This window comes from Sphingobacterium sp. GW821-FHT03E03, from assembly GCF_059420745.1.
Genome location: NZ_JBWKUH010000043.1, coordinates 1 through 20,934 on the forward strand (window position 1 = coordinate 1; position 20,934 = coordinate 20,934).

A 20,934-nucleotide genomic window follows, 5' to 3' on the forward strand; every position below is an offset into this window, starting at 1 on the left:
CATTAAACAATACTTCTTAAACAAAAAGTTCCATTTAATTTTGCGTCAGAAAAGCATTTGCCATAATCGCTATCATATTACTGACACATAAAAAAATACACAGCTTTTACTTAAATATTTTTGGATAAGGGTATAGCTAAAAGCTTGGTATATAACATAAAATTACATTAAAATAAAGAAATCCATTACATAAAATATCTAATTACATGAATTTAAAGTCTTATCGTAATCTGAAAAACATACTAATGCTAACATGCATTGTACTAACGGGCTCAAGCCTTTACTCTTGTAAAAAGAGTGGTGAAACTACAGATTTAACAGGAGAAACAGTCGTTAAGATCAATCTACAGGGTGTTGAAGCCTATACTGAGAACGATGGTAACGCTGTAGGTCAAAAACAGGGATCCACAAAAGCGTCTCTTGCGTCAAACAATACATCAGATGTTCAGGAAATGACCGTCCCTTTTGGTAACGGATGCTCCATTGATGTTGTTCTGACAAATAGTTCAGCGGCTGCTGTAAAGAAAGGATTAGTTGCTGCATCGAGTCCAAAAGTTGCAGCTGCACAAGTAACAGAAAAGCCACTGGACAAAGATATCAAGTATAAAGTTGTTGTTTATGACAACCAAGGTACCTATGTTACTGAAAAGACATACAGCTATGGCGGTGAATCAACTGCAGCTGGCATCGCTCTTGACGCAGGGAAAACCTATACTTTCATTGCTTATTCCATTAACAATACAAGCACAGTACCCAATATCAATAACCAAAACAAACTGTCTTCAGCGAGTTTAGACAATATCAGCGGAGATTTAATGTTTTTTACAGGAAACTTGAAATTGAATACGGGTGTAAACAACTTAAATGTTGTGTTAAAACACCGCTTCAGTCAGATTATCACGACCTTGACAATGGATCCAAACATGACTGGTGCAATCACCAAACTTGAAAATGCAGTCTTTAAACCAAGCCATTCTACAGCGAATTTCAAACTATCGGATGAGGCTCTTACTTACAATGGACTGAACAATGCGGGTGTATTGGCACAATTTCCGAGCTTAGGAACAGGCTTACGTACAGTAGTTAGTTCTCCTTCCCTATTGATTCATCCTGGGACTAGCACCGGAACACTTAACTTAGGAACGCTGACGATCGATGGTGAAACCAAGTCAAATGTTAGCATCCCAAATGTAAAGATCAATCCAGGACAGAGATATGACCTCAAACTTAACTTCAAAACCTGTACACAGAACGTGACAAGTGATGGACTAAACTGGAGTTATCCTGAAACCACTTCCGGTCGCAGAAAAGGAATTATAAAAGATGGTACATTCTATGCAAATGGCAGCACGATTGAACGCAGCTTCACCGCGCCGGTAGCAGATTATGGTTTTGTATTTGATATTACTGAATTGGACAACGCTTTCAATATGGAGGTAAATGGTGTCAAATTGGCGAAACAGGAAATTCAATTCCAGAATGCAGGCGCATCTTCAACGCAAAATATCCAGTTTGCTGACGGTAGTAAATATGAAGGCACGGATGTTCAAACAAATAAAAGAGTCGGTAACATCTATGACTTAAGAGGTACAGCAACAAAACCGTTGATAAAACTTGTGATCAGCAGAACTGGCCAGGTGACTATGTTTGGTAGCAAGACCTCCGGTGGTGAGTTGTATCCACTTGTATTAACCAATGGTAATGCATTCAATACTTTCCCATGGAATGGTACACAAAGTAATGCAGTGAAAGTTACCCAACTGGTAGATGGTAGAACAGTGATTAAAGGTGTGGGTGCCGGCAAGAAGAAAATACCTTGTAATTAATTATCTGGGTATACATGATAAACGCAGCTCGATAGCATATTTATGACTAGCCAGCGATAACAACAATCGCACAGTCTATATAATCCTATCTGAGACGGCAACATAACAAAGCCAGCAAAAAACATTAAATGTTTTTGCTGGCTTTGTCATTTTCTTTAAACCTCTTTCCCTAGGATCTTGGTCAGATGACTGACATCTGTCAATCCAAATTCATCAGCAATTTCCTTTAAAATCATTCGTCCAGCGGCAATGCGTTGCCGAATAAGTGTATTCCGATATTGGTGGATATAAGTCCTAATGGTCATACCAACCTGACGTTTGAAATAGGTACCCAAATAGTCAGCAGCAATATTGAAATGAGGGGCCATTACCTGAGATCTCAACAGGTTGGGCGTATATATATTTTTATGGATATAACAAAACATTGCCTGTAGATCGCGACTTCTAGTACCATCCATCTGTAATTCGGGCATATTTCTCACCAGCAGCATTGAAATGCTGAGCAGCTGATGCCATATTAAATCTTGATTCGCAAAGATATCGTGTTTTAGGGACGCAATCACATTAAACAACAGACGAACAGTCTGTAGATCAGCTGCAAGAAGAGGGAAACCATGCTGATGAGTTTCCCTGCTTTTTATTAAATACTCCAATTGACGAGTTAAATGACCGGATTCGGCCGTAGTCCGATAGATGTAAGCATCTGTAAATTTTAAATAAATAAAATGCGTCTCCTGCTTAATATCAAAATAGTGATACTCTTCTGGTCCGATAAAGAAAACAGCATCACTTTGATAAGGTACGGCATAGCCATTGATCACATGACTTCCCTCCCCACTCAAAATAAAGATAAGTTCGTAGTGATTGTGATTATGCTCCGGATGTGTCCAAGCGCTGGATTTAAATTCCGAGATCAGGATAGGTTCAAATTGTCGATAGCGTTCCATTCCAGAAATTTACAAAATTATAGCCGATTTTTACCTCTCTTCGATTCAAAGCAATGCTAATTTTGTCAAAAAGCAGTTTATATGAAAACTATAAAAAATACGGCATTGATTGTGGGCGCCAATGGTGTTATTAGCACAAATCTTATTGAACATCTTAGCAGTCTTGGAAACTGGGATATTATCGGTCTCTCCCGTCGTGGCGGGACCGATCATGACCAGATTCGTTATATCGCTGTAGATTTACTGGATTTAACAGACACGGTCAACAAACTAAGTGCATTGACCACTGTAACGCATATCTTTTATGCCGCTTATCAGGACAAAGACAGTTGGGCAGCATTGGTCGAGCCCAATTTGAGGATGTTGGTCAATGTTATAACGGCTATTGAGCCAGTAGCCAAATCCCTGCAACATGTTAGTCTTATGCAAGGTTATAAGGTTTATGGCGCCCACCTCGGCCCATTTAAAACACCGGCCAAAGAATCTGATGCTGGTCATATGCCACCCGAATTTAATACCAGCCAGCTACAATACCTTCAACAGCAACAAATTGGCAAACAGTGGACTTGGTCCGCTATCCGGCCATCGGTTGTGGGTGGAACGGCACCTGGAAACCCAATGAACCTTGCACTGTTGATAGCTGTATACGCTACTATTTCCAAGAAATTAAATATTCCGCTTCGTTTTCCAGGCAAAATTGGCGCATACCACACCTTACTCGAGATGACAGACGCTACTTTATTGGCAAAGGCAACTGTATGGGCAGCAACAGAACCTCAAGCGGCCAATCAGGCGTTTAATATTAACAATGGAGATTTATTTCGCTGGAAAGATCTCTGGCCCAAAATTGCAAAATATTTTAATATGGAAGTCGACACGCCCCTCCCCTTAAACCTACAAACTATGATGTCCGATAAAGAAAATATATGGGAAGACATACAGAAACAACAGGGATTGAATTATAATTATCAGGAAGTCTCCGCCTGGGCATTCGGCGACTTTGTCTTCTCTTGGGATTACGACTTTTTTGCGGACGGTAGCAAAGCACGAAGATTCGGTTTCCATGAATACATTGATACCGAGCAGATGTTTTTTCGGTTATTCGATGAGATGCGGAACAAACAGATCATTCCTTAAAGAGAAACCTGTTTCATGGTGGTCTTTATTGCTGCCATGAAACGGGAAATGAAGTCTAGCATTTCAAGCAGCTAGCTATTTGAAATATTAAAATGAAAAATTGATTTGTCTGGTTACAGACAACTGTAGATTTACATTCGTGACTGTATAGTCCTTTTTTGTCTCAAAAAAGTTCATTTTATTATTGATCATCATTCCGTAAGTGAAAGACCAATCATTCTTGGTGTAACTGGCCACTGTCCTGGCCAATACAGTTGGGTATACTTTAAAACGAAAGTTCCGAAAATTTTCGACATCGTTTCCAATGTTAAAACCAATCGTTGTATATGCCGTGATGAGCCAATGCTGACCCAGGGCCCAGGAATGTGCATACCCTCCTTGTGCTCCGACTTGAAGATTGTCAAGATTTTGCACAAAATTACCGTCAAGCCCTTCAAAATCCCGCAGTTGATGCCAATACACATTGGCTCCTAGCAGGAAGCTCCCTGCACTCTGAACCTGTCGCTCGCTTCGTTCAAAGGCTGCTTTTAATGAAAACCGCGTGTGATTGAACACATAGGTCTGCTCGAGTCCCATCTGATTGATTTTCATCGCAGGAAAAAGCTTAGTATTCTTTCCATCCATGGCAAAGAATCCTTTATAACGCTGAAAATAGATATCTGTTACAAATTTTCGACCATAGCGATGCACCTGAAAGTCTGTCGAACTCGTTTTACCGTATGTCTTGTCTTTTAATGAAACAATCTTTGTGCCCACAAGAAAATTAATCATTGTATTCCGGATCCCCAATCCCACTCCGATTTTCAAGGGGTTATTCGGTTCAAAAGTTTTGTCTTCAGTGGTCATATTGACTGCGCTTGTAGAGAGATAACTCGTTATCCAGGATGCATTGGGATAGGTATAAATAAATGTTGTGTCTATCTCCTGCCCCTTCGTGTAATGACAGAATAAACATAGGATAAAGAACAGCAATAAATTCCTGCGCATCAATAATGGGCATAAAGTTTTCAATAGTACAATCTGTATGAATCTATCCAGTGAATATACAGCTTATCTCGTAAAAACAATGAGTTTCCGGCGAGGTCCTTATCACATTCTTTTTTTTCGAACCAAGAAATCCAATGAAATTAGAAAACAAAACAAACTAAATCAGTTAGATAAATAATTTAAAATATTTATTTTTAAATTATTGCAACCTAAATTTCACTTATGGGTCTTATTTGTCCGTGAACACAGAAACAGCTATACAAAGTCAAGCAGACCGGGAACTAGTCTCTCAGATCCTCCAACGGGATCCGCATGCTTTCCGGAAGCTTATCGTTGATCATGAGAAGCTCGTCGCGCATTTGGTTTACAAAATGATCCCCGTCGCTGCAGATCGCCGGGACATTGTACAGGATGTCTATATTAAAGTTCACAATAATCTAAGACAATTCCGTTTTCAGAGCAAATTATCGACCTGGATCGGACAGATTACGTATAACACCTGTTTGCATTATCTTCAGAAAAAACGCCCTATCCTCATGGAAAGTTTTTTTGAAAATGCTGATTCGTCTTATACAGATTATAAAATGTTACAAGCAGCTAGCAACGAAACAGAAAATAGGCTTTTTGCTCGCGAACTCAGCCAGACAATAGCACAGGCTGTGGCACAGCTCTCCACATTATACCAAACCCTGATCGGATTACATTACCAACAGGAATTGAGTCTACAGGAGATTTCAGAAATCACACAATTACCGGAGGGTACCATAAAATCTTATTTGTTTCGCGCACGCAAGCAATTAAAAGATATTCTACTCAAATCACAAAAAAGAGAGGAACTATGAACAGTACACATTTAACAGAAGAACAGTTGCAGGCTCTTGCTGATTCCACTGACGATACAACAAGATTGGAAATGGATCATATTTCCACCTGTGCAGTATGCAGAATCAAATTTGAAAACTATCAGTTGATCAACTCTACTATCCAAGAATTACCCATAGCAAGCTTTGATCCTGATCTACCCGATTATATTGTCGGCATACTAATCCCCAAAAAGGCTCCAATTCATTGGGCAGCCCTCCTTGTGGCAGCCTTAGGTGGTATATTGGTTACAGTTGCTGCTGTTATCTACGGGAAACAATTTATCACGTTATTTATTCAGCTTCCAAATATTTTCCGCTATTGCTTTGCCCTCCTCCCACTTTCTTTAATCAGCGTACAGACCATACTATCCCTCATCAGATATCGACAAAAAATGAACACCATCATAAAAAAAACAGATTCCTTGCAACCTAAATTGGATTGGTGGGTCTGATATACTATAAAATCAATTGTATGAAACGCATTTTGAACTTAACATTGGTACTGCTTACAGTCAACACTATGCCGACAATAGCTGCACAACAAGCTGCTTCAGTGATGGAAGATAAAGAAGTTATTTTTTTCTCGCTCAACGCGATTGCTGTTTTGCTCTCTATTTGGATTGCTTCCTCTTTTTTGCTTAAGCTCGTCAAGCTCTTCTTAAACGATCGTTTGCGCAGAACCCTGATTGAAAGGAATGCACCTTTGGAGATCGTTACTGAGATCCTTCCGAAAGAAAACAATCTTGTAGAACAAGCCTTAAGCTGGTGCTGTGTATTATTTGCGGGATCTGTCGGACTCACGTTATGCTATTTTACCCAACCCCTTGGTTTTCACTCAGCCATTATCCTGAGTATGAGTTTAGCGTTCGGTTTACTCGTCTATTATTTCATTCGTAAAAATAAAAATCAATCATGAAAACAAATTACACCCTTATCGCAATAGCTATGCTATGTATTGGCTTATTTGCATCCGGCAAACAGCTATTCGACCAATACGCTCCCAATCAGTCCAGAACTACCGTTGTTTACGATGAGAGCGGTCCACTCTGTACCTTAACGGCTAGTTTTCCAAAAGCAAAAACTGCATCAATTGGCCAATACATTAAATCCTGGAGCGAAGAAGCTGGTAAAGCTTTGGTTTTGTCAGGAGATACGGCGATATTATCATCCGTTAATGGCCCCCATTACAAGCTCTATATGGATGAAACAAACCTAAAAATCATCGCAAATCGCAATCAATTTGACCGGACTGCATATACCCTCATGAAAGACGACTACAAATTGCTTACAGATTTTATTACAAAGGGAAGTGAGCCAAGCAATTAAAAGATAAAACAGATGAAAATAACAACACAGCTTCTCGCCCTTAGTTTGAGTTTTGCCGTGTTTATTACCTCCAAAACTCAAGGCCAACAAAATCTACCTGTGATTCAGGCCAGCAAGCCTATGGTAAGTATCCGTGATGGAAAGTTATTAGCTAAGGATGTATGGAAATTAACCCCGACAACCGCACCTGATATTTACTATGCACAGGTGCCGAGAGCAGAACGTAAGATCACATTTATTACTGATAAGGATTCCATTTCTTTTACGACTACTTATGGTAAAACCTATGATTTTATTATATTAATGAACGGACAGGATCGTATTCTGACGCGCATATCGGCCAATTATGAGCAACTATTAAATCCGACCGTACGCTCTAAACCCGCGATACAATCGTCGGATACCATTCCCTTTTTTATGAAAAATAGTCGTCTTTATTTTAAGGGAAACCTCAATGGCTATAAAAACTTGACGATCATGTTTGATCTGGGAGCGGGTATCACCTGCCTCAGTGAGCAATCTCCTGCAAAAGCGGCTGTCAAATTTGATGGTCACATCAGTGTCCAGAATACGAATGGAACAAACAATGAGCCCAGTGCTAGTATCAATAGTTTGGAAATTGGTGGATTACGCTGGGATAAAGTTCCGTTGGTACAAATTCGAAATCTAGCAGATGGTGAAGATATGATCATTGGAAATTCACTGTTCCGGGACAAGATTATCGAAGTTGATTACGAGAAAAAGATTATGATCCTAAGCGATCATATAAACAAGAATCTACAGGGTTATCAAGTTCACGATGTTGATTATTTCCAACATCGCCCCCGGATTGAAGTCAATATCAAAGTCGGAGAACAAGATTATCCCTTTCATTTTCTATTTGATACCGGTCGGGATGGCAGTATGCTTATTGGGGACGATTTTACAAATCGTTATCATCTCTGGAACAAGTATCATTCGCTATTTTCTTTTGACAGAAAAAAGATCATTGTCATTCCGGAGCTCCAAATCGGAAATCAGGTTTTTAAAGACATTGTAACCAATGCCAATAATCCCGATTATCCGAATGCCAAGCAAAGCTTATTGGGCAATAAAATATTAAATCAATTTAATTTTATCCTAGATAACCGAAGTGGCAAAATATATCTGAAAGCGAACAAATATCAAAATGACAATTACAGCACATACAATGAGTTTAAGCTGGTAAGGATGTTAATTGTAATTTTGATCATCGGACTGCTGATCTTTATCGGGTACCGTATCCGAAGGTCATATTTTCGAAAACAATCCTCATTATAAACTCTATTTTCACGGGGCTACATTTCAGGGAACCTATCTCCTACGAGATTAAGCAAAATATTAAATTCCAGATATGCTTTCAGATTGGCCAAAACAAGTGTAAATCCTTCAGTACTATCGCGCACCTCGGCAATCAGGGCCTCTGTTGTGGCATGTTCGAATGTATTTGTAACGGATACAAAAGTTCCTCCTGTAATTTTTTTGAATCTCCATTCAACAATAGACGGGCTGTCGTGATTACGCCAATTGAAAATAATTGTTTGGTTTTCGACGATTTCCAGCACCTCGACATTGACCTTATGATTATACATCTCCCATTCCCATTCAATAGTCTTTCCTTTTTCTAATTTGCCAGAACTCTTGGTAAACCAGATTTTAGTTGTAATCGCAGGGTCTACCATCGCCTGAAACACTTCAGCGACATCTTTCCGGATAAACATTTCTGCTTTTGCAAAATTCTTCTTCATCGTTTTTATCTAAATACCAATAAATTAACTATATTTTTTAAATATGGAAACTTAACCAAAGTTTGATCAGTTTCAGGATACGGTATCCTTATTTAAAAATAGTAATTTCTTGATAAACAAAAGATCTCTGATCAACAACCATCAATATCTCAGACCTTGGTACTACTTAACTTGATACTCAATAAACGAAAAAAGCCAAGAATCCTGCACAGAGGACTTCTCGACTTTATCTATCAAATTATTTTAATTCTACAATCATTGAAAGTTAATCCAATTTGTTAGGTATTCGTTAATTGTAGGAGTAACGAAGATCTCGTCATAATTAGCTCCTCCAGTCTCCTCAGCGGGCATTATCGTACATATTATTCTTTCACCTGGAAGGAAAAGCATAAAGTTTGGATCAATAAAATAAAAACTACCATAATTCCCAAACCCTAAATTTACTTTTTTTATCGAATTGTTACTGACAAATGCAGGTTCATTGGTTCCTTTTTTTACGATGTCAAATGTATAATATTCTGACTCAGCAAGTGGAGGTAATTCCATTGTTACAAAAGATTGATTTGCTGGAGTTGTAAATCGCAATTCAGGGTTTGGTTTTTTGACATCGGTCGTGTTCAAATTCCGAATATAAGCGACCAAATCCACATCGCCACCAATAAACTTAGTTTCGATGGCATTTACATTTGTTAGCAACTTAAAGGTCACCGACATCCCTCTTGGGTTTTTCAAAGCTGGGATAGTCAGATTCTCGACCAGGTCATTCCCCTCAAGATAAAATTTTAGTGTTTTATTCGTATCAGCCGCTGTTATTATTTTTGTCAGCAAAATCTCTTTTTCTCCTTTTTTCTTTACTGCAAGCGATCGCTTTTGCTCTTTATTAACGGGTATCGTGAGCGTCTCCAAGGTAGTTCCTTCATATGGATTTTGATAGATGATCTGATTATCCAGATAGAAATCCAAGCCACTGTTTTTGGCCAAAATTTCCAATTTATACTTTATCCCCGAATCATATATTTTTCCATTATCATAAAAAATTCCAAATGGCTGTTTAAAGTTTTCGGCATTGATATTATAACTTTTCAATATAGCTGTTTTCCCTTTCTGGCGAACGGATATATTTTCACCACCTTTTGCAATATTCAATTTAAATGGATTAGGCATTGTATTGAATTCTCCTCTTGTGCTATCAACGACGGTTTCATCATAAATAATTTCCAAGGGAATAGAGCTGGAGCCGCTGAAAGCTATTTCGACAATCTTTGGCGTACTAGTATCAAACAACTCTGCTTTTTGACAAGCTGGTAATAGAGGTGCAATAACTATCAACAAACTCATTAATTTAAATATGGATCTTTTCATATTTTTCACATAAGAACCTAGGTTGACTTATTGGCCAACCTAGGTCTTGTTATACATTTTTTTAAGCAATGCTTAGTAATTAAATTTTACCCAAGGATAAGCTAAACCGTGTACGAATCCACTTTCATTGTAGAAAGGCTGCGTCGAAATGCTGAACGTCGGAGCAGTAGCGCCTACTGGAGCAACAGTGTTTGTACCAAGGTCGGTGTAACCAGCTGTAGCAGCCAATGTAAATCCAAATAAGGATGATCCTTGAACAGAAGTCAACGAAGGAGTCGCATCGCTATTAATATGCAATCCTGTTTTATATCCTGTAATTTTTGAGTTTACCAACGCTAACTCGGCACCACGACGTACCAGTACACCAGATTTAAATCCAGGAGCTGTTATACCTGTTTCATTTTTGGTTCCTACAATACGCACATTGTTAAAAGTCGGTTTCGTTTTAGGAGTTGCTGTAAATGCAGTTGGGTGATTGTCAATCTCCGCACCATTTGAATCGCTATTACCACCGCTTGCACTATGTGTAGAAACTTTGTTAGCAAATGCAATTGAATTTGAAATAGTTCCTTGATATCCCAAGTCAAAATCAAACTGGTCATCATCATTCGAGAAAGCAACTAAATCCGATCCATTTACACGACCACCGAAGAATTCAAATCCATCATCCAATCCCCATGCTACCTCAATTTTGTTCAAGACAGTACCTGACCCCACACCACCAAGGGTTAATCCATTCACTTCAATATTGTCAGCTAATTTATACCCAGCGTATTCTATACGTACATTTTTGATGGTTCCACTGCTTTCTGCATTGTTAGTAGCACTACTGCTACCATAATAGAATTTTGCGTTATCTGCTAAACCTTCAATTAATCTTGTTCCAGCAGCGTCATTAATCTGTGCATTACCTAATACGATTAGACCTCCAAAATCGCCAGGTTTACCAACAGTCGCATTATCGCCATCCAATAAGTTACGGCTTGTAAATACGATTGGGTTAGTATCTGTACCCTGCGCATTTATCTTCGCACCTTTAGCAATGACCAGTACACCATTTTGTGCACCCGGTGTATTAACAGCAGCTTTAATATATGTTCCAGCAGGGATGGTTAGTGTAGCACCATTGGTCACGGTCACGACTCCTTTGATTTCATACACATTACTTGCAGACCAAGTAACACTGCTAGTGATATCTGCTGAAATAGTTACAACTGGTAGTGAAGATTGGCTGTAATCTGCTGCTGAAGTACCACGATTATCGAAAGAATCATTTTGTAAAGCGTTATCTTTATTACATGCTGTTAGTGAAGTAGAAGCGATTGCTAGAATAGCTAAAGTTTTATTTAGAGTTTTCATTTTTCTATTGATTTGTGTTAAAAAATTATTAATTTGCGGCCAGATAAATGGCAAGTAGACTTGTTTAGTGCCCTAGGCATTCTGCAAGATTTGTTGGTTTTCTTTTTAGGAAGCACATGACTTGTATATACATTCAAGCGAGAGGTCCATTTCAGCAAAGCCTTTCGCTTTTTTATTAAAGTCTTCCACTTTATCCTCCTTTCTTTGTTATTTTACCATTGTTAGAATTTATACGTTATTGTCGTTCCGAAGGTTCTTCCAAAGCGCTGTCTTAACATCACCCGATCTCCTTCATCAAAATCATTACTAAATCCCGGTTTCAACCTTATATTATCAGAAATATCTCCTGGCGCCGCATCCGGATTTATTTCATAACTATTATAATTATTATAGAACACAGATACGGCATCTAGAATATTTCCTGCATTTACCTTCACTTCCAAACGTTTATTTATAAATTTATAGCTGACCTGAGCATCCAAAAGGTTTCGTGGCTTTTCATATTCAGTCTCATTTGCCGCTGCTGCGATGAACGATGTCTTTCTACCGGAACGATTAAAAACGATATTTAATCCGAGACTCTCGCCAGTATATTGTATTCCCATATTAATCAAATAAGGGCTTTGACCATACATAGACCGTGATTGTTTGGATTCAACACGTTTATATTCGTTTGTTTCGGGATCTTGCATATCCACGAAGGCAGTTACGTCACCCTTTTGCATCGTCAGGTTTCCATAAATAACCATGTTTTTCAACAATAAATGATCATAGATAAAATCTAATTTTTTTCGCACTTCAAATTCCACCCCATATACTTTTGCCTGGGCAGAGTTGGCTAAGGTATACTGCCAATCATAAGTTCCTGTAGCTTGTGCGTAAATTTCAGCTGGTTTGTCAAAATGTTTATAATATGCTCCCAGTGAAAGGATTTCACCTAAGTCTGGAAACCACTCCCCTTTCAAGTCCCAACTTGTAATACCTGTGCTACTAATCCCAGTACTGCCAAATACGCCTTCAAAAGTCGGATTATAGCGTAAGAACTGACTATTTTCGAGCATCTCAGGACGGATAACGGTTTTACCATATGCCGCTCTGATATTTAACGTATTGATTGGTGAGTAGGTTAAATTGGCAGAAGGTAGCCAACGAACCGCTGGTTCTTCAGGTAGTTTAAAATCAATAATGGAACCATCACTTTTGGGGTTATTGATCTCTGTATATTTATACGCATCCGCTCGCACACCCCAAACCAGACGGAGTTGATCAGAATACTTATGATCAAACATTAGGTATCCAGCGTGATTTCGGCTCTTACCCTTGTAATAATCCAGATCCCATCCATCCATTTCATACATAAATCCATGTTCACCTATATTTTCAGGTTTAAAACGTTCTCCGATAGAAATGTATCTTAATTTCTGATCGAACGTTTTGTTATCTACAACCATTGCTGCAATTTGATAATGGAATGCTGCACGACGTTGTAAACCAAAATAACCGATTTTTGCCGTGCTCTTCACATTTCCAAAATTGAATGCCTGCATCGCTGACGCTCCCCAAGAGTAATGTGTCTCTCTATTGGAGTAATTATGTCGAGATGCTGGTTGGCTTCTGCCTTCCACCAATTGTGAATAATCATAGAGAAAAATACGTTCGCCGTTAATTTTTTCGGCAGACAGATTCTGAGTTAAAATACCCATATCCTTATCATCGCGGTTGATACCAGATCGCGCGACTTCCCATTCTAGTTTTAGGTCTTGAATCTGATGCTGACCAGTTAGCTTATTTTGCAAGAGTGTGGTAAAAGTCGGAATAGTAGTCTCTCTGATACGATCCGGTTTTCCATCTGGATCACCATCAACATCAATTCCCATTACTCGAGTTATGCTATTATTGAATACGCGAGTTACGGTATTTCGAAATGAAAAACGATGCTGGTCAATCTGCAAACCCATATTTAACAAACCGCCCCAAGTTGTATTAAACTCATAAATCTTACCTGTATTCTTATCAGGAAATTCGTCATACCATGACCCTCTTTTGGTATCCTCAATATGCGTGATGTCTTGTCGATTGCGATAATTAAGCGTTCCTACAAAACCAAATTTACGGACGCTTCCTCCTTTCAAATTATAGAGACGGCCAATTGTAAATTGATAATTTTGAGATGGTATAGTTTTATATTTATATAGCGTAAAATTATCCGTTGTGAAACGCTTACTTTGCGCAACAACATCCTCAATCGGAGATCTCGCTGTAGCGATATACAAATCTTTTGGAAATGATCTTCTTCCATCATCAAAACCGAGGTAATCATATTTTCCTCGTTTCGGACTCAGAAAATCTTTTCCTATAGATTGCCCATTTATTGAAGTTCCTGCTCCAATAGTCATAAAGTTTTCATTTGGGATATCCTTGGTATTAATCTGAATAAGTCCACCTCCAAAACTCACATTCATATCCGGTGTGATAGATTTCGCCACCACAACATTGTCTATAATAGCCGTGGGAATGATATCAAAAGAAAAGCTTCGACTCTGCGCCTCAGTACTTGGTAGTGTGGTACCGTCCAATGTTGCGGAGTTATACCGTTCCCCTATTCCTCTGACAATAACAAATTTGTCGTTTATTGTAGACACACCAGAAATGCGTTTCAAACTCTCCCCCACATTCCGATCTGGCGTCAGTGCAATCTGTTCTGCCGAAATACCATTGCTGATTTCCGAAGCATTCTTTTGTCGCGCCAATAGTCCAGAGATGCTGGCTTTTTTATAGGAAGATGTCACAATCACCTGACTTAGTGTATTTGCACTTGCTTTCATGGCAATATTTAAGCTGGTACTCTTCCCATCGATGATTTTAATATCTGTAACCCGCTGACTTTCGTAAGAAATATAGGTGATATCAATGGTATATGTCCCCCCTTTTAATTCGATATTAAAATTCCCTTTGCTATCCGTCATGGCAGACTTTCCCACTCCCTGTACGATGACCGTAGCACCAAACAATGGGTCGCCGCTTCCGTCAACAATAGTTCCTATCATTCGTCCGGGGCTTGCCGGGGCTGGTAATTTAAAAAGGACAACTGTATTGTTGCTCGCTGCTTTGAAACCAACGTTACTACTAGCCAAAAGCTGTTTTAAAGCAGTTTCCACAGTATAATTTTGAGCATGTAAACTCACTTTGGTCTGGGCCGAAAATATACTGCCATCGTAATTGATCTGTAGACCAGATGCCTTCTGCAAATCTCGTAAGGCATTAGTAATGGGTACTGAATTAAAGCTTAGGCTCACTTTTTTCTGAAGTCCCTGTGCATAAGCACCATTGAAAACCACAGGAATAAAAAACTGTAATATACCGAAGACTGCCAATAAGATGACCTGCTTCCAAGATTTTGAAAATTTTCTTTTGTTTTGAGAATATATGCTTATATTCATGGAATTCAACGATTTTTTATTATTCAATTGATTAGAAATTTGTTTCTCGAACCGTTCTGTTGGTCCAGAGCGGTTCTATTTTCTTTTTTGTTTCTCGTTCGTTGTTATAGCGTTATCCGCTCCTTATACTGCGATTATATCATGGGCATTCCTTCCTCCATAAGGTGATTGAATTTTCGTCATTGATCCGATAGCTAAGTTTCCTTCCGCTCATCATTGCTAACTGCTCCATAATCTTTCCGATAGGTTGGTTGTCAAAACTGGCGTTAATACGATAATTATCAAATTTGCACGAGCCCTTGATATCAAAATGAATGTTGTAATACCGGCTTAATTTCTTTGTTATTTCTCCAAGGTTGGCATTTCGAAAGCTCAGACGGTTTTCTATCCAACTATTAAATGATACGGGATCCTGACCTTTTTCGACAACGAAATCCATCGTCTGCTGCTCATAGGTCAGACGCATTCCTGCAGTTAGATCCGCCAGCTTTTTCGATTGGTGCGTCCCATTACGACTTACACGGACCTTTCCACTGCGCACCGAGATCATTTGATTTTTATCTTTTGGATAAGCATAGATATTAAAGGAGGTACCCAACACTTGTGTGCTCACTTGTCCGGAATGTACAATAAATGGACTGCTGGTATCTCTTTTAACCTCAAAAAAAGCCTCCCCGGTCAATATAACTTCTCGCTTCTGTCCTTTCACAAATTGGTCAGGCCAACGTAAAGTGCTTCCCCCAGCCAGATAAATAATACTACTGTCACTTAATCTAATCTTTACTTTTTGACCATCAAGAGTTGTTTTACTCGACCATGCTATGCTTGTGGTTTGCATAGCTTTTTCAGGTTTCTGGAAATAAAACCAGCTCGAAACAACTGAAAAGACTAATACTGCCGCCGCCGCATAATACCATTGCTGTACTATCCTGACTGGCTTTCTTTTCTTATCTTTTGGAATTTCTTGCAAGATCTCAGCAAACGCGGCCTCCGTCTCAGCGGTCTCCTCCCGATAGGCAGGTTCGCCTTCCCACAGATCAGCCATCATCTCTGCAAAGAGCTCCATATGCTCTTCGTCCTGATCTGTCTCCAAATAGTGCAACAGGATCTTTTTCTCCGCCGGGCTTGCCTGCCCTTGTCGGAAACGTTCCATGATGCTTTTGATGTATCCTTTATCTTGCACTTCTTTTTGCTTATTTAACTATAGAAAGACTGGCAAGGGAGGAACGGCTACTCGAAAGAAAAAAAAATATAAATAATTGATTTTAAGAAAAATTGGCACTTAGATCAAGGCCAAAACCAAGCTCAAGATACAGCCAAATGCTTCTGGGTAGCTATTATGATAATAGGCTCGAATCTGGCGCATGGATTTTTTGATGTGATTGCTCACCGTATTGGTAGAAATCTGTAGTTGATCAGCAATTTCCTGATGACTCAATCCTTCTTCCCGACTCAGTCGATACACCTTCTGTGCCTGTTGCGGCAGGGCCTCAATCGAACGTGTTAATACCGCATAGCATTCTTGATAGTCGATATATTGTGCGGTGGAATCCTGGTGCTGCTCAACTCTGCTTTGCGTTTCGAGAAAATTATCGTAGCGCAACTTTCTTTTCCAAGTATCGAGCATACTGTACCTTACCATGACAAATAAAAGGCTCTCAATATTTTTGCTGGCATCTATTTTTTCGCGATTTTCCCAGAGCTTGACAAATACCTCCTGTGTTAATTCTTTAGCACCTTCTTGAGAACGCAAAAACTTGTAAGAAAAGCTAATTACTTTACTACGCATACGAAAATACAGCTCCTGAAATGCGGCGGTATCTCCCTGACGTAATTTTTCCAATAACTGTTCGTTTGTTTCAATTGCTTTCCTTTTCATAACAAGTATATTGATGGTAATGACCCAAAGCTAAACAGCACCTATTAACCCACAGTTAACACCAGTTTAAGTATGTGTTATATAGTTGTTAATATATAAGCTGTTAATTGTTTATTTGTAAGATCTCGTGATTGGTCTGCTCCTGTTTGCTATCTGTCAGTATCCGCAGTAAACTTACCGAAGACTGTTTGCTTGCTCCCCGTTTGTCCATACTCTTGCTTCCTCCAATGAGTGCAATAGCGTGTTGAATCAAGGGGTCATCAAGAGAAGGCAGAACTTTTAATGGTAAAGCTTCAAGTTCGTTGACATGATATTGCGGCACTATTCCAGTAGCATAATCTCCCGCTCCTAACGCATTTGACAGTTTGTAAATAATCGGATGCATTTCCCAAGAGATCGTTTTTGTGGGCTGCATATCTTTAATTGCAAATGAAGCCTCATCTTTTCCTCTCGTCTTCTCTCCTATCGTGATGACATTCACATAAGGTTTGAGGTTATTGACCAATATCTCAGCAGCTGATGCTGTTGTGGCGCTCGTTAGAAGGTAAACTTCTTTTAATTTCAGGCTGGTTTCTAAGATCTGGTTGTATTGCAATGTACCATCACTTGAAGCACTCTGACCAATACTTTCTGTTTTTCGCCCGCCATTCTTATTACCTGTATAGGTGATAAAAGCTGTATGAAAAGGTAATCCACTTATTAATCCGGCAATACCTGCTGCCTCCGCCACCTGACCGCCGGGGTTATAGCGAAGATCCACCAAAAGAGCGTCTATGTGTTCATTTTTAAAAACGGTAAAATCCAACATAGCCGACTGTGCTATACCGCGGCTAAAATCATTGATATAGAGGTAACCAATTGTCTTGGCGTTCAAGCGGAAAATCTCCCGTAATATTGGCTGTTCCAGTAACATACCCCTGCTTAAATCCACAGTTTGGATATCCTTCAAGGAATTATTTTCCAAAGCTGCTAAAGTCAGTTGCCCTTTGTCTCCTGTTAACAGTTCGTTTTGAAGAACAACAGCATTTGAGGCTGTCAATTGCTGTCCATTGATCTTACTGATATAATCTCCCCGCTTCAATCCATTTCGGGACGCGGGTGAATCGTTGTAGACGTATTTGATGACGGCAAAGACTAGCTTACCATCAGCACTGCTCAAGGTACTATAATCAAATCCAAATTGACTCCGGTTGGATTTTGGAAAGCTGCTGGGATCCGATGGATTCACCATATAAGAAAAGCGGTCATTCTCGTGCAATAAAGACCTGAAAAACTTTTGTGGTTCCTGATCCATGTTGATCTTTTTTGGGAGAGATTCATTCCACAAATAATAGCGGCGAAGGCTGTCTAATATCCAGCTGTTGACATAGGCATTGGAACCCACAGGATAACTTGGCGGATCTTTCTTGCAACCCAAAAATTGAGCGACAAAAACGAAAATAATCAAATTCAATATGTAATAGACTCGTCTCATGATATTCACGCTAAACGTTGGTTTGACCACTAAGGCACAACAACTTAAACATCTAACATCAACTTATCATTATGACTATATTAAGTTTTAAATGAAAAACATACACATCTGTTGAGATAAATCTAACAGCGTTTTGAACAAGGAAATTAGGCTGTTAAAATATCGACAAAAGGGACTCACTTTATATAGAAAAAAATCTGAAGCCTAAATCTAGATCAAAACAGATTAAACACGTTTTTTTAAAGACTATCTACCAACTGGATAATAGGGAGTTATACAGAAATTTAAAGTTTTCAAGGGACTTTATTGTAAATAGCTTATGGACAAGTTCGCCCCATGCTCGCCCTGCTCCCGACTTGTAAAAAACATGTCAGCACAGTGAAAGCACCTTAAAAAGGTGGACTCAACGTGGACTCACTGTGCACTCAATCTGCTTACAGGTCGAACTTGGTAATAACCTGGTATTAACTTGCTCCCTATTAAAGCACTCCGCCAACCGAAAACCAACACTAGACATCAGCAAGAAACCTGCTTATTCTTTCCTTACCTGAATCCCCTGGTTCTGCCATCTGAAAACTTAATTGCTATCATGCCACTGGCGGATTAGATTTTGTTTTATTGTTATTTTATACTTACTTTGAGAAGGTTTTTGTGGGATACCTATTGTAAACAGAATTAAACTATGAATTTCTCCGCCTGTTCGGATCAGCAAATTTTTGAATCAGTTTGTCAAGGTGAGGAACGGGCGCTACAACACCTGATGCATCGCTTTTGGCAACCACTGTTCAAAACAGCATCCGTCACCATGCAGGATCCCGAAATATGTCAGGAACTTGTCCAAAATGTGTTTATCAATATATGGCGAAACAGGGAGAAAATAAATCTTAGATATTCCATCAAAACTTATCTATTTGGCTGCATTCGTTACGAAGTGTTCCGAAATGTCAAAAAGAAAATGGATTATGTCGAATTGAAAGATTTAGATGAGGACTATGTTGATTCCTTCAACCCATTGTTGAAATTGGAGTACAGTGAACTGCTGGATTATCTGGATCAGATGATCAACCAACTTCCTGACAAATGTAAGGAGATCTTTTACCTCAGCAGAATGGAGCAGCTAAGCCATAAGGAGATTGCTGAGAAGCTGAATATTTCCGTAAAAACAGTAGAAAACCAAATTTCTATTGCATTGAAACGATTAAAACAAGGTATGCAGAATATGCACATCTTTTTTCAAATTTTCTTTTTCTAATAAAAAACTGAAATACAACAAATTACAGCAAATACAATCTCATAAAAGACTCTTTTATATTTTCTTTTTAAAAAAAAGTGCAATTCCTTTTGGGGGTTAATTGAAAAAATGAACTCTATAAGAACGAATCAATTATAGATTTCATGAAAAAACCTGAAATTATAGACTTAATCAAGAAAATTTTGCGCAAGCAATCCTCTGAAAATGAACTACGTGAAGTAGACGACAGGCTCTTGGATGCATATCATGATACTACTTGGGACGAAGATAAATTCGGTCCTGCAGAAAATATAGAAACACAGATTAAGCTCAACGTAGAACAACTTATTCAAGCGGAAGCGGGCAATACAAAAAAAATAAGCATTTTCCGTCGTTACCTCCCCTATGCCGCTTCTTTTTTATTGGCTGTTTCCAGCATTGCAGGATATTATTTTTTTAAAGGTCGAAATTCAGACTTACAAGTTACAAATCCGCGGGCGTACCTGAATCCGGGCGCAGAAAAAGCTTCTTTGAAAAATTCAGATGGCAGCAGCCTGGATCTGCAGCAACAGCAGGTTGGAGACACTGTTCCTTTTGGAAAGCTGTTGTTTAAAATTGACCAGGAAGGCATTATTAGTTATCAGGCAAAGACCGATAAAAAAAATATGGAATCTCAACTTGTCACCTTAGCAACCCCGAAAGGTGGTAAATATCAGATCAATTTAGAAGATGGCACCAAAGTATGGCTCAACGCCGAGAGCAGCCTGATTTTCCCGGAGCATTTTTCTGCTGACCGTCGTCTTGTTCAGGTCAAAGGAGAAGCTTACTTCGAAGTTGCTGAATCAAAACACAAACCTTTCATTGTAGCGGGCAATGGATTTGGAATCCGAGTACTGGGCACCAAATTTAGTGTATCCGATAGGGATAACCTCCATTTTGCAAAAGTCGCGCTGCTCCAGGGATCAGTACGTTTAACGTCAAAAGCAGGCCAGACGATGCTCAAACCCGGCGAGCGAGCAAAGATATCCACCTCAGGTGTTCAGATAGATCAATTTGATGCTGAATCCGAAATCGCCTGGAAGAACAACTATTTTATTTACAAAGATGAAAATATCAAAACTATTATGGCGGATGTCGCGCAATGGTATGATGCCGAAGTGATCTTTCAGGGAAATGACTGGGATGATGTAAACCTCAAAATGAAAGTCTCCCGAAGAGAGAATATTGAAGAGATTTTATCACTACTCGAGCTAACAAAATCAGTCAAATTTAAAATTGTGGAAAGGAGGATCTACGTTACCAAAAGATAAATCGAAAACTTAAGCCAGGATGCTGTC

18 protein-coding genes are annotated in these 20,934 nt (G+C 39.1%); 9 read left to right on the forward strand and 9 right to left on the reverse strand.

Going from position 1 to position 20,934, the window contains the following annotated elements; genetic code table 11:
* Window positions 1–245 precede the first annotated feature (245 nt).
* A complete protein-coding gene (locus AC07UV_RS24785) occupies window positions 246–1,826 on the forward strand; it encodes a hypothetical protein (protein WP_495185706.1) in 1,581 nt (526 codons plus the stop codon).
* 155 nt (window positions 1,827–1,981) lie between these two features.
* Here the strand turns inward: AC07UV_RS24785 and AC07UV_RS24790 are convergent, their stop codons facing one another.
* On the reverse strand, window positions 1,982–2,773 hold the full coding sequence (locus tag AC07UV_RS24790) for an AraC family transcriptional regulator (RefSeq protein WP_495185707.1): 792 nt from the start codon (window positions 2,771–2,773) through the stop codon (window positions 1,982–1,984).
* 81 nt (window positions 2,774–2,854) lie between these two features.
* Between AC07UV_RS24790 and AC07UV_RS24795 the strand changes: the two genes are divergently transcribed.
* Window positions 2,855–3,910: an SDR family oxidoreductase gene (locus AC07UV_RS24795; RefSeq protein WP_495185708.1), complete on the forward strand. Its 1,056-nt coding sequence runs from the start codon at window positions 2,855–2,857 to the stop codon at window positions 3,908–3,910.
* An 87-nt stretch (window positions 3,911–3,997) separates the two neighbouring features.
* Here AC07UV_RS24795 and AC07UV_RS24800 read toward each other — a convergent pair whose 3' ends face one another.
* The gene (locus tag AC07UV_RS24800) at window positions 3,998–4,897 is read right to left on the reverse strand and encodes a DUF4421 family protein (protein WP_495185709.1); all 900 of its coding nucleotides are present in this window, start codon (window positions 4,895–4,897) and stop codon (window positions 3,998–4,000) included.
* Window positions 4,898–5,136: 239 nt separating this feature from the next.
* On the opposite strand from AC07UV_RS24800, the gene AC07UV_RS24805 reads away from it, so the two are divergent.
* The 5 genes from AC07UV_RS24805 to AC07UV_RS24825 are packed head-to-tail and all read left to right on the forward strand — an operon-like array spanning window position 5,137 to window position 8,385.
* Window positions 5,137–5,739 (forward strand): RNA polymerase sigma factor, encoded by a 603-nt coding sequence (locus AC07UV_RS24805; RefSeq protein WP_495185710.1) that lies wholly within the window; start codon window positions 5,137–5,139, stop codon window positions 5,737–5,739.
* Window positions 5,736–6,212: an anti-sigma factor family protein gene (locus AC07UV_RS24810; protein ID WP_495185711.1), complete on the forward strand. Its 477-nt coding sequence runs from the start codon at window positions 5,736–5,738 to the stop codon at window positions 6,210–6,212. Before AC07UV_RS24805 ends, AC07UV_RS24810 begins: the two co-directional genes overlap by 4 nt.
* Window positions 6,213–6,232: 20 nt before the next feature.
* Complete coding sequence (locus AC07UV_RS24815; protein ID WP_495185712.1) at window positions 6,233–6,676, forward strand: hypothetical protein; 444 nt, start codon at window positions 6,233–6,235, stop codon at window positions 6,674–6,676.
* Entirely contained in the window at window positions 6,673–7,086 is a 414-nt protein-coding gene (locus AC07UV_RS24820; RefSeq protein ID WP_495185713.1) for a hypothetical protein, read from the forward strand. The genes AC07UV_RS24815 and AC07UV_RS24820 overlap by 4 nt, the downstream gene beginning before the upstream one ends.
* 12 nt (window positions 7,087–7,098) lie before the next feature.
* Window positions 7,099–8,385 carry a retroviral-like aspartic protease family protein gene (locus AC07UV_RS24825; protein ID WP_495185714.1) on the forward strand — a complete coding sequence of 429 codons (1,287 nt, stop codon included), beginning with the start codon at window positions 7,099–7,101 and terminating at the stop codon, window positions 8,383–8,385.
* Between the two features lie 17 nt (window positions 8,386–8,402).
* On the opposite strand, the gene AC07UV_RS24830 is transcribed toward AC07UV_RS24825, so the two are convergent.
* The 7 genes from AC07UV_RS24830 to AC07UV_RS24860 all read right to left on the reverse strand — a co-directional run bounded on the left by AC07UV_RS24830 (window position 8,403) and on the right by AC07UV_RS24860 (window position 18,366).
* Window positions 8,403–8,852: an SRPBCC family protein gene (locus AC07UV_RS24830; protein WP_495185715.1), complete on the reverse strand. Its 450-nt coding sequence runs from the start codon at window positions 8,850–8,852 to the stop codon at window positions 8,403–8,405.
* A gap of 255 nt (window positions 8,853–9,107) precedes the next feature.
* Entirely contained in the window at window positions 9,108–10,214 is a 1,107-nt protein-coding gene (locus AC07UV_RS24835) for a hypothetical protein (protein ID WP_495185716.1), read from the reverse strand.
* A gap of 72 nt (window positions 10,215–10,286) precedes the next feature.
* Window positions 10,287–11,573, reverse strand: a complete 1,287-nt coding sequence (locus tag AC07UV_RS24840; protein WP_495185717.1) for a beta-helix domain-containing protein — start codon at window positions 11,571–11,573, stop codon at window positions 10,287–10,289.
* A 221-nt stretch (window positions 11,574–11,794) separates the two neighbouring features.
* Complete coding sequence (locus AC07UV_RS24845) at window positions 11,795–15,013, reverse strand: TonB-dependent receptor (protein WP_495185718.1); 3,219 nt, start codon at window positions 15,011–15,013, stop codon at window positions 11,795–11,797.
* A gap of 139 nt (window positions 15,014–15,152) precedes the next feature.
* Window positions 15,153–16,196 (reverse strand): FecR family protein, encoded by a 1,044-nt coding sequence (locus tag AC07UV_RS24850; protein WP_495185719.1) that lies wholly within the window; start codon window positions 16,194–16,196, stop codon window positions 15,153–15,155.
* A 99-nt stretch (window positions 16,197–16,295) separates the two neighbouring features.
* Window positions 16,296–16,892 (reverse strand): RNA polymerase sigma-70 factor, encoded by a 597-nt coding sequence (locus AC07UV_RS24855; RefSeq protein ID WP_282255238.1) that lies wholly within the window; start codon window positions 16,890–16,892, stop codon window positions 16,296–16,298.
* A 103-nt stretch (window positions 16,893–16,995) separates the two neighbouring features.
* Window positions 16,996–18,366: a S41 family peptidase gene (locus AC07UV_RS24860; RefSeq protein WP_495185720.1), complete on the reverse strand. Its 1,371-nt coding sequence runs from the start codon at window positions 18,364–18,366 to the stop codon at window positions 16,996–16,998.
* Between the two features lie 682 nt (window positions 18,367–19,048).
* Between AC07UV_RS24860 and AC07UV_RS24865 the strand changes: the two genes are divergently transcribed.
* Window positions 19,049–19,618, forward strand: a complete 570-nt coding sequence (locus tag AC07UV_RS24865) for an RNA polymerase sigma factor (RefSeq protein ID WP_282255240.1) — start codon at window positions 19,049–19,051, stop codon at window positions 19,616–19,618.
* A 143-nt stretch (window positions 19,619–19,761) separates the two neighbouring features.
* Window positions 19,762–20,907 carry a FecR family protein gene (locus AC07UV_RS24870; protein ID WP_495185721.1) on the forward strand — a complete coding sequence of 382 codons (1,146 nt, stop codon included), beginning with the start codon at window positions 19,762–19,764 and terminating at the stop codon, window positions 20,905–20,907.
* Window positions 20,908–20,934: the final 27 nt, after the last annotated feature.

What these genes read in the sequence shown, in the direction of transcription:
- AC07UV_RS24865 (WP_282255240.1), top strand. Translation starts at nt 19,049, where the DNA reads ATGAATTTCTCCGCCTGTTCGGATCAGCAAATTTTTGAATCAGTTTGT.
- AC07UV_RS24830 (WP_495185715.1), bottom strand. Translation starts at nt 8,852, where the DNA reads ATGAAGAAGAATTTTGCAAAAGCAGAAATGTTTATCCGGAAAGATGTC.
- AC07UV_RS24800 (WP_495185709.1), bottom strand. Translation starts at nt 4,897, where the DNA reads ATGCGCAGGAATTTATTGCTGTTCTTTATCCTATGTTTATTCTGTCAT.
- AC07UV_RS24785 (WP_495185706.1), top strand. Translation starts at nt 246, where the DNA reads ATGCTAACATGCATTGTACTAACGGGCTCAAGCCTTTACTCTTGTAAA.
- AC07UV_RS24790 (WP_495185707.1), bottom strand. Translation starts at nt 2,773, where the DNA reads ATGGAACGCTATCGACAATTTGAACCTATCCTGATCTCGGAATTTAAA.
- AC07UV_RS24845 (WP_495185718.1), bottom strand. Translation starts at nt 15,013, where the DNA reads ATGAATATAAGCATATATTCTCAAAACAAAAGAAAATTTTCAAAATCT.
- AC07UV_RS24815 (WP_495185712.1), top strand. Translation starts at nt 6,233, where the DNA reads ATGAAACGCATTTTGAACTTAACATTGGTACTGCTTACAGTCAACACT.
- AC07UV_RS24855 (WP_282255238.1), bottom strand. Translation starts at nt 16,892, where the DNA reads ATGAAAAGGAAAGCAATTGAAACAAACGAACAGTTATTGGAAAAATTA.
- AC07UV_RS24820 (WP_495185713.1), top strand. Translation starts at nt 6,673, where the DNA reads ATGAAAACAAATTACACCCTTATCGCAATAGCTATGCTATGTATTGGC.
- AC07UV_RS24825 (WP_495185714.1), top strand. Translation starts at nt 7,099, where the DNA reads ATGAAAATAACAACACAGCTTCTCGCCCTTAGTTTGAGTTTTGCCGTG.
- AC07UV_RS24870 (WP_495185721.1), top strand. Translation starts at nt 19,762, where the DNA reads ATGAAAAAACCTGAAATTATAGACTTAATCAAGAAAATTTTGCGCAAG.
- AC07UV_RS24860 (WP_495185720.1), bottom strand. Translation starts at nt 18,366, where the DNA reads ATGAGACGAGTCTATTACATATTGAATTTGATTATTTTCGTTTTTGTC.
- AC07UV_RS24835 (WP_495185716.1), bottom strand. Translation starts at nt 10,214, where the DNA reads ATGAAAAGATCCATATTTAAATTAATGAGTTTGTTGATAGTTATTGCA.
- AC07UV_RS24810 (WP_495185711.1), top strand. Translation starts at nt 5,736, where the DNA reads ATGAACAGTACACATTTAACAGAAGAACAGTTGCAGGCTCTTGCTGAT.
- AC07UV_RS24840 (WP_495185717.1), bottom strand. Translation starts at nt 11,573, where the DNA reads ATGAAAACTCTAAATAAAACTTTAGCTATTCTAGCAATCGCTTCTACT.
- AC07UV_RS24795 (WP_495185708.1), top strand. Translation starts at nt 2,855, where the DNA reads ATGAAAACTATAAAAAATACGGCATTGATTGTGGGCGCCAATGGTGTT.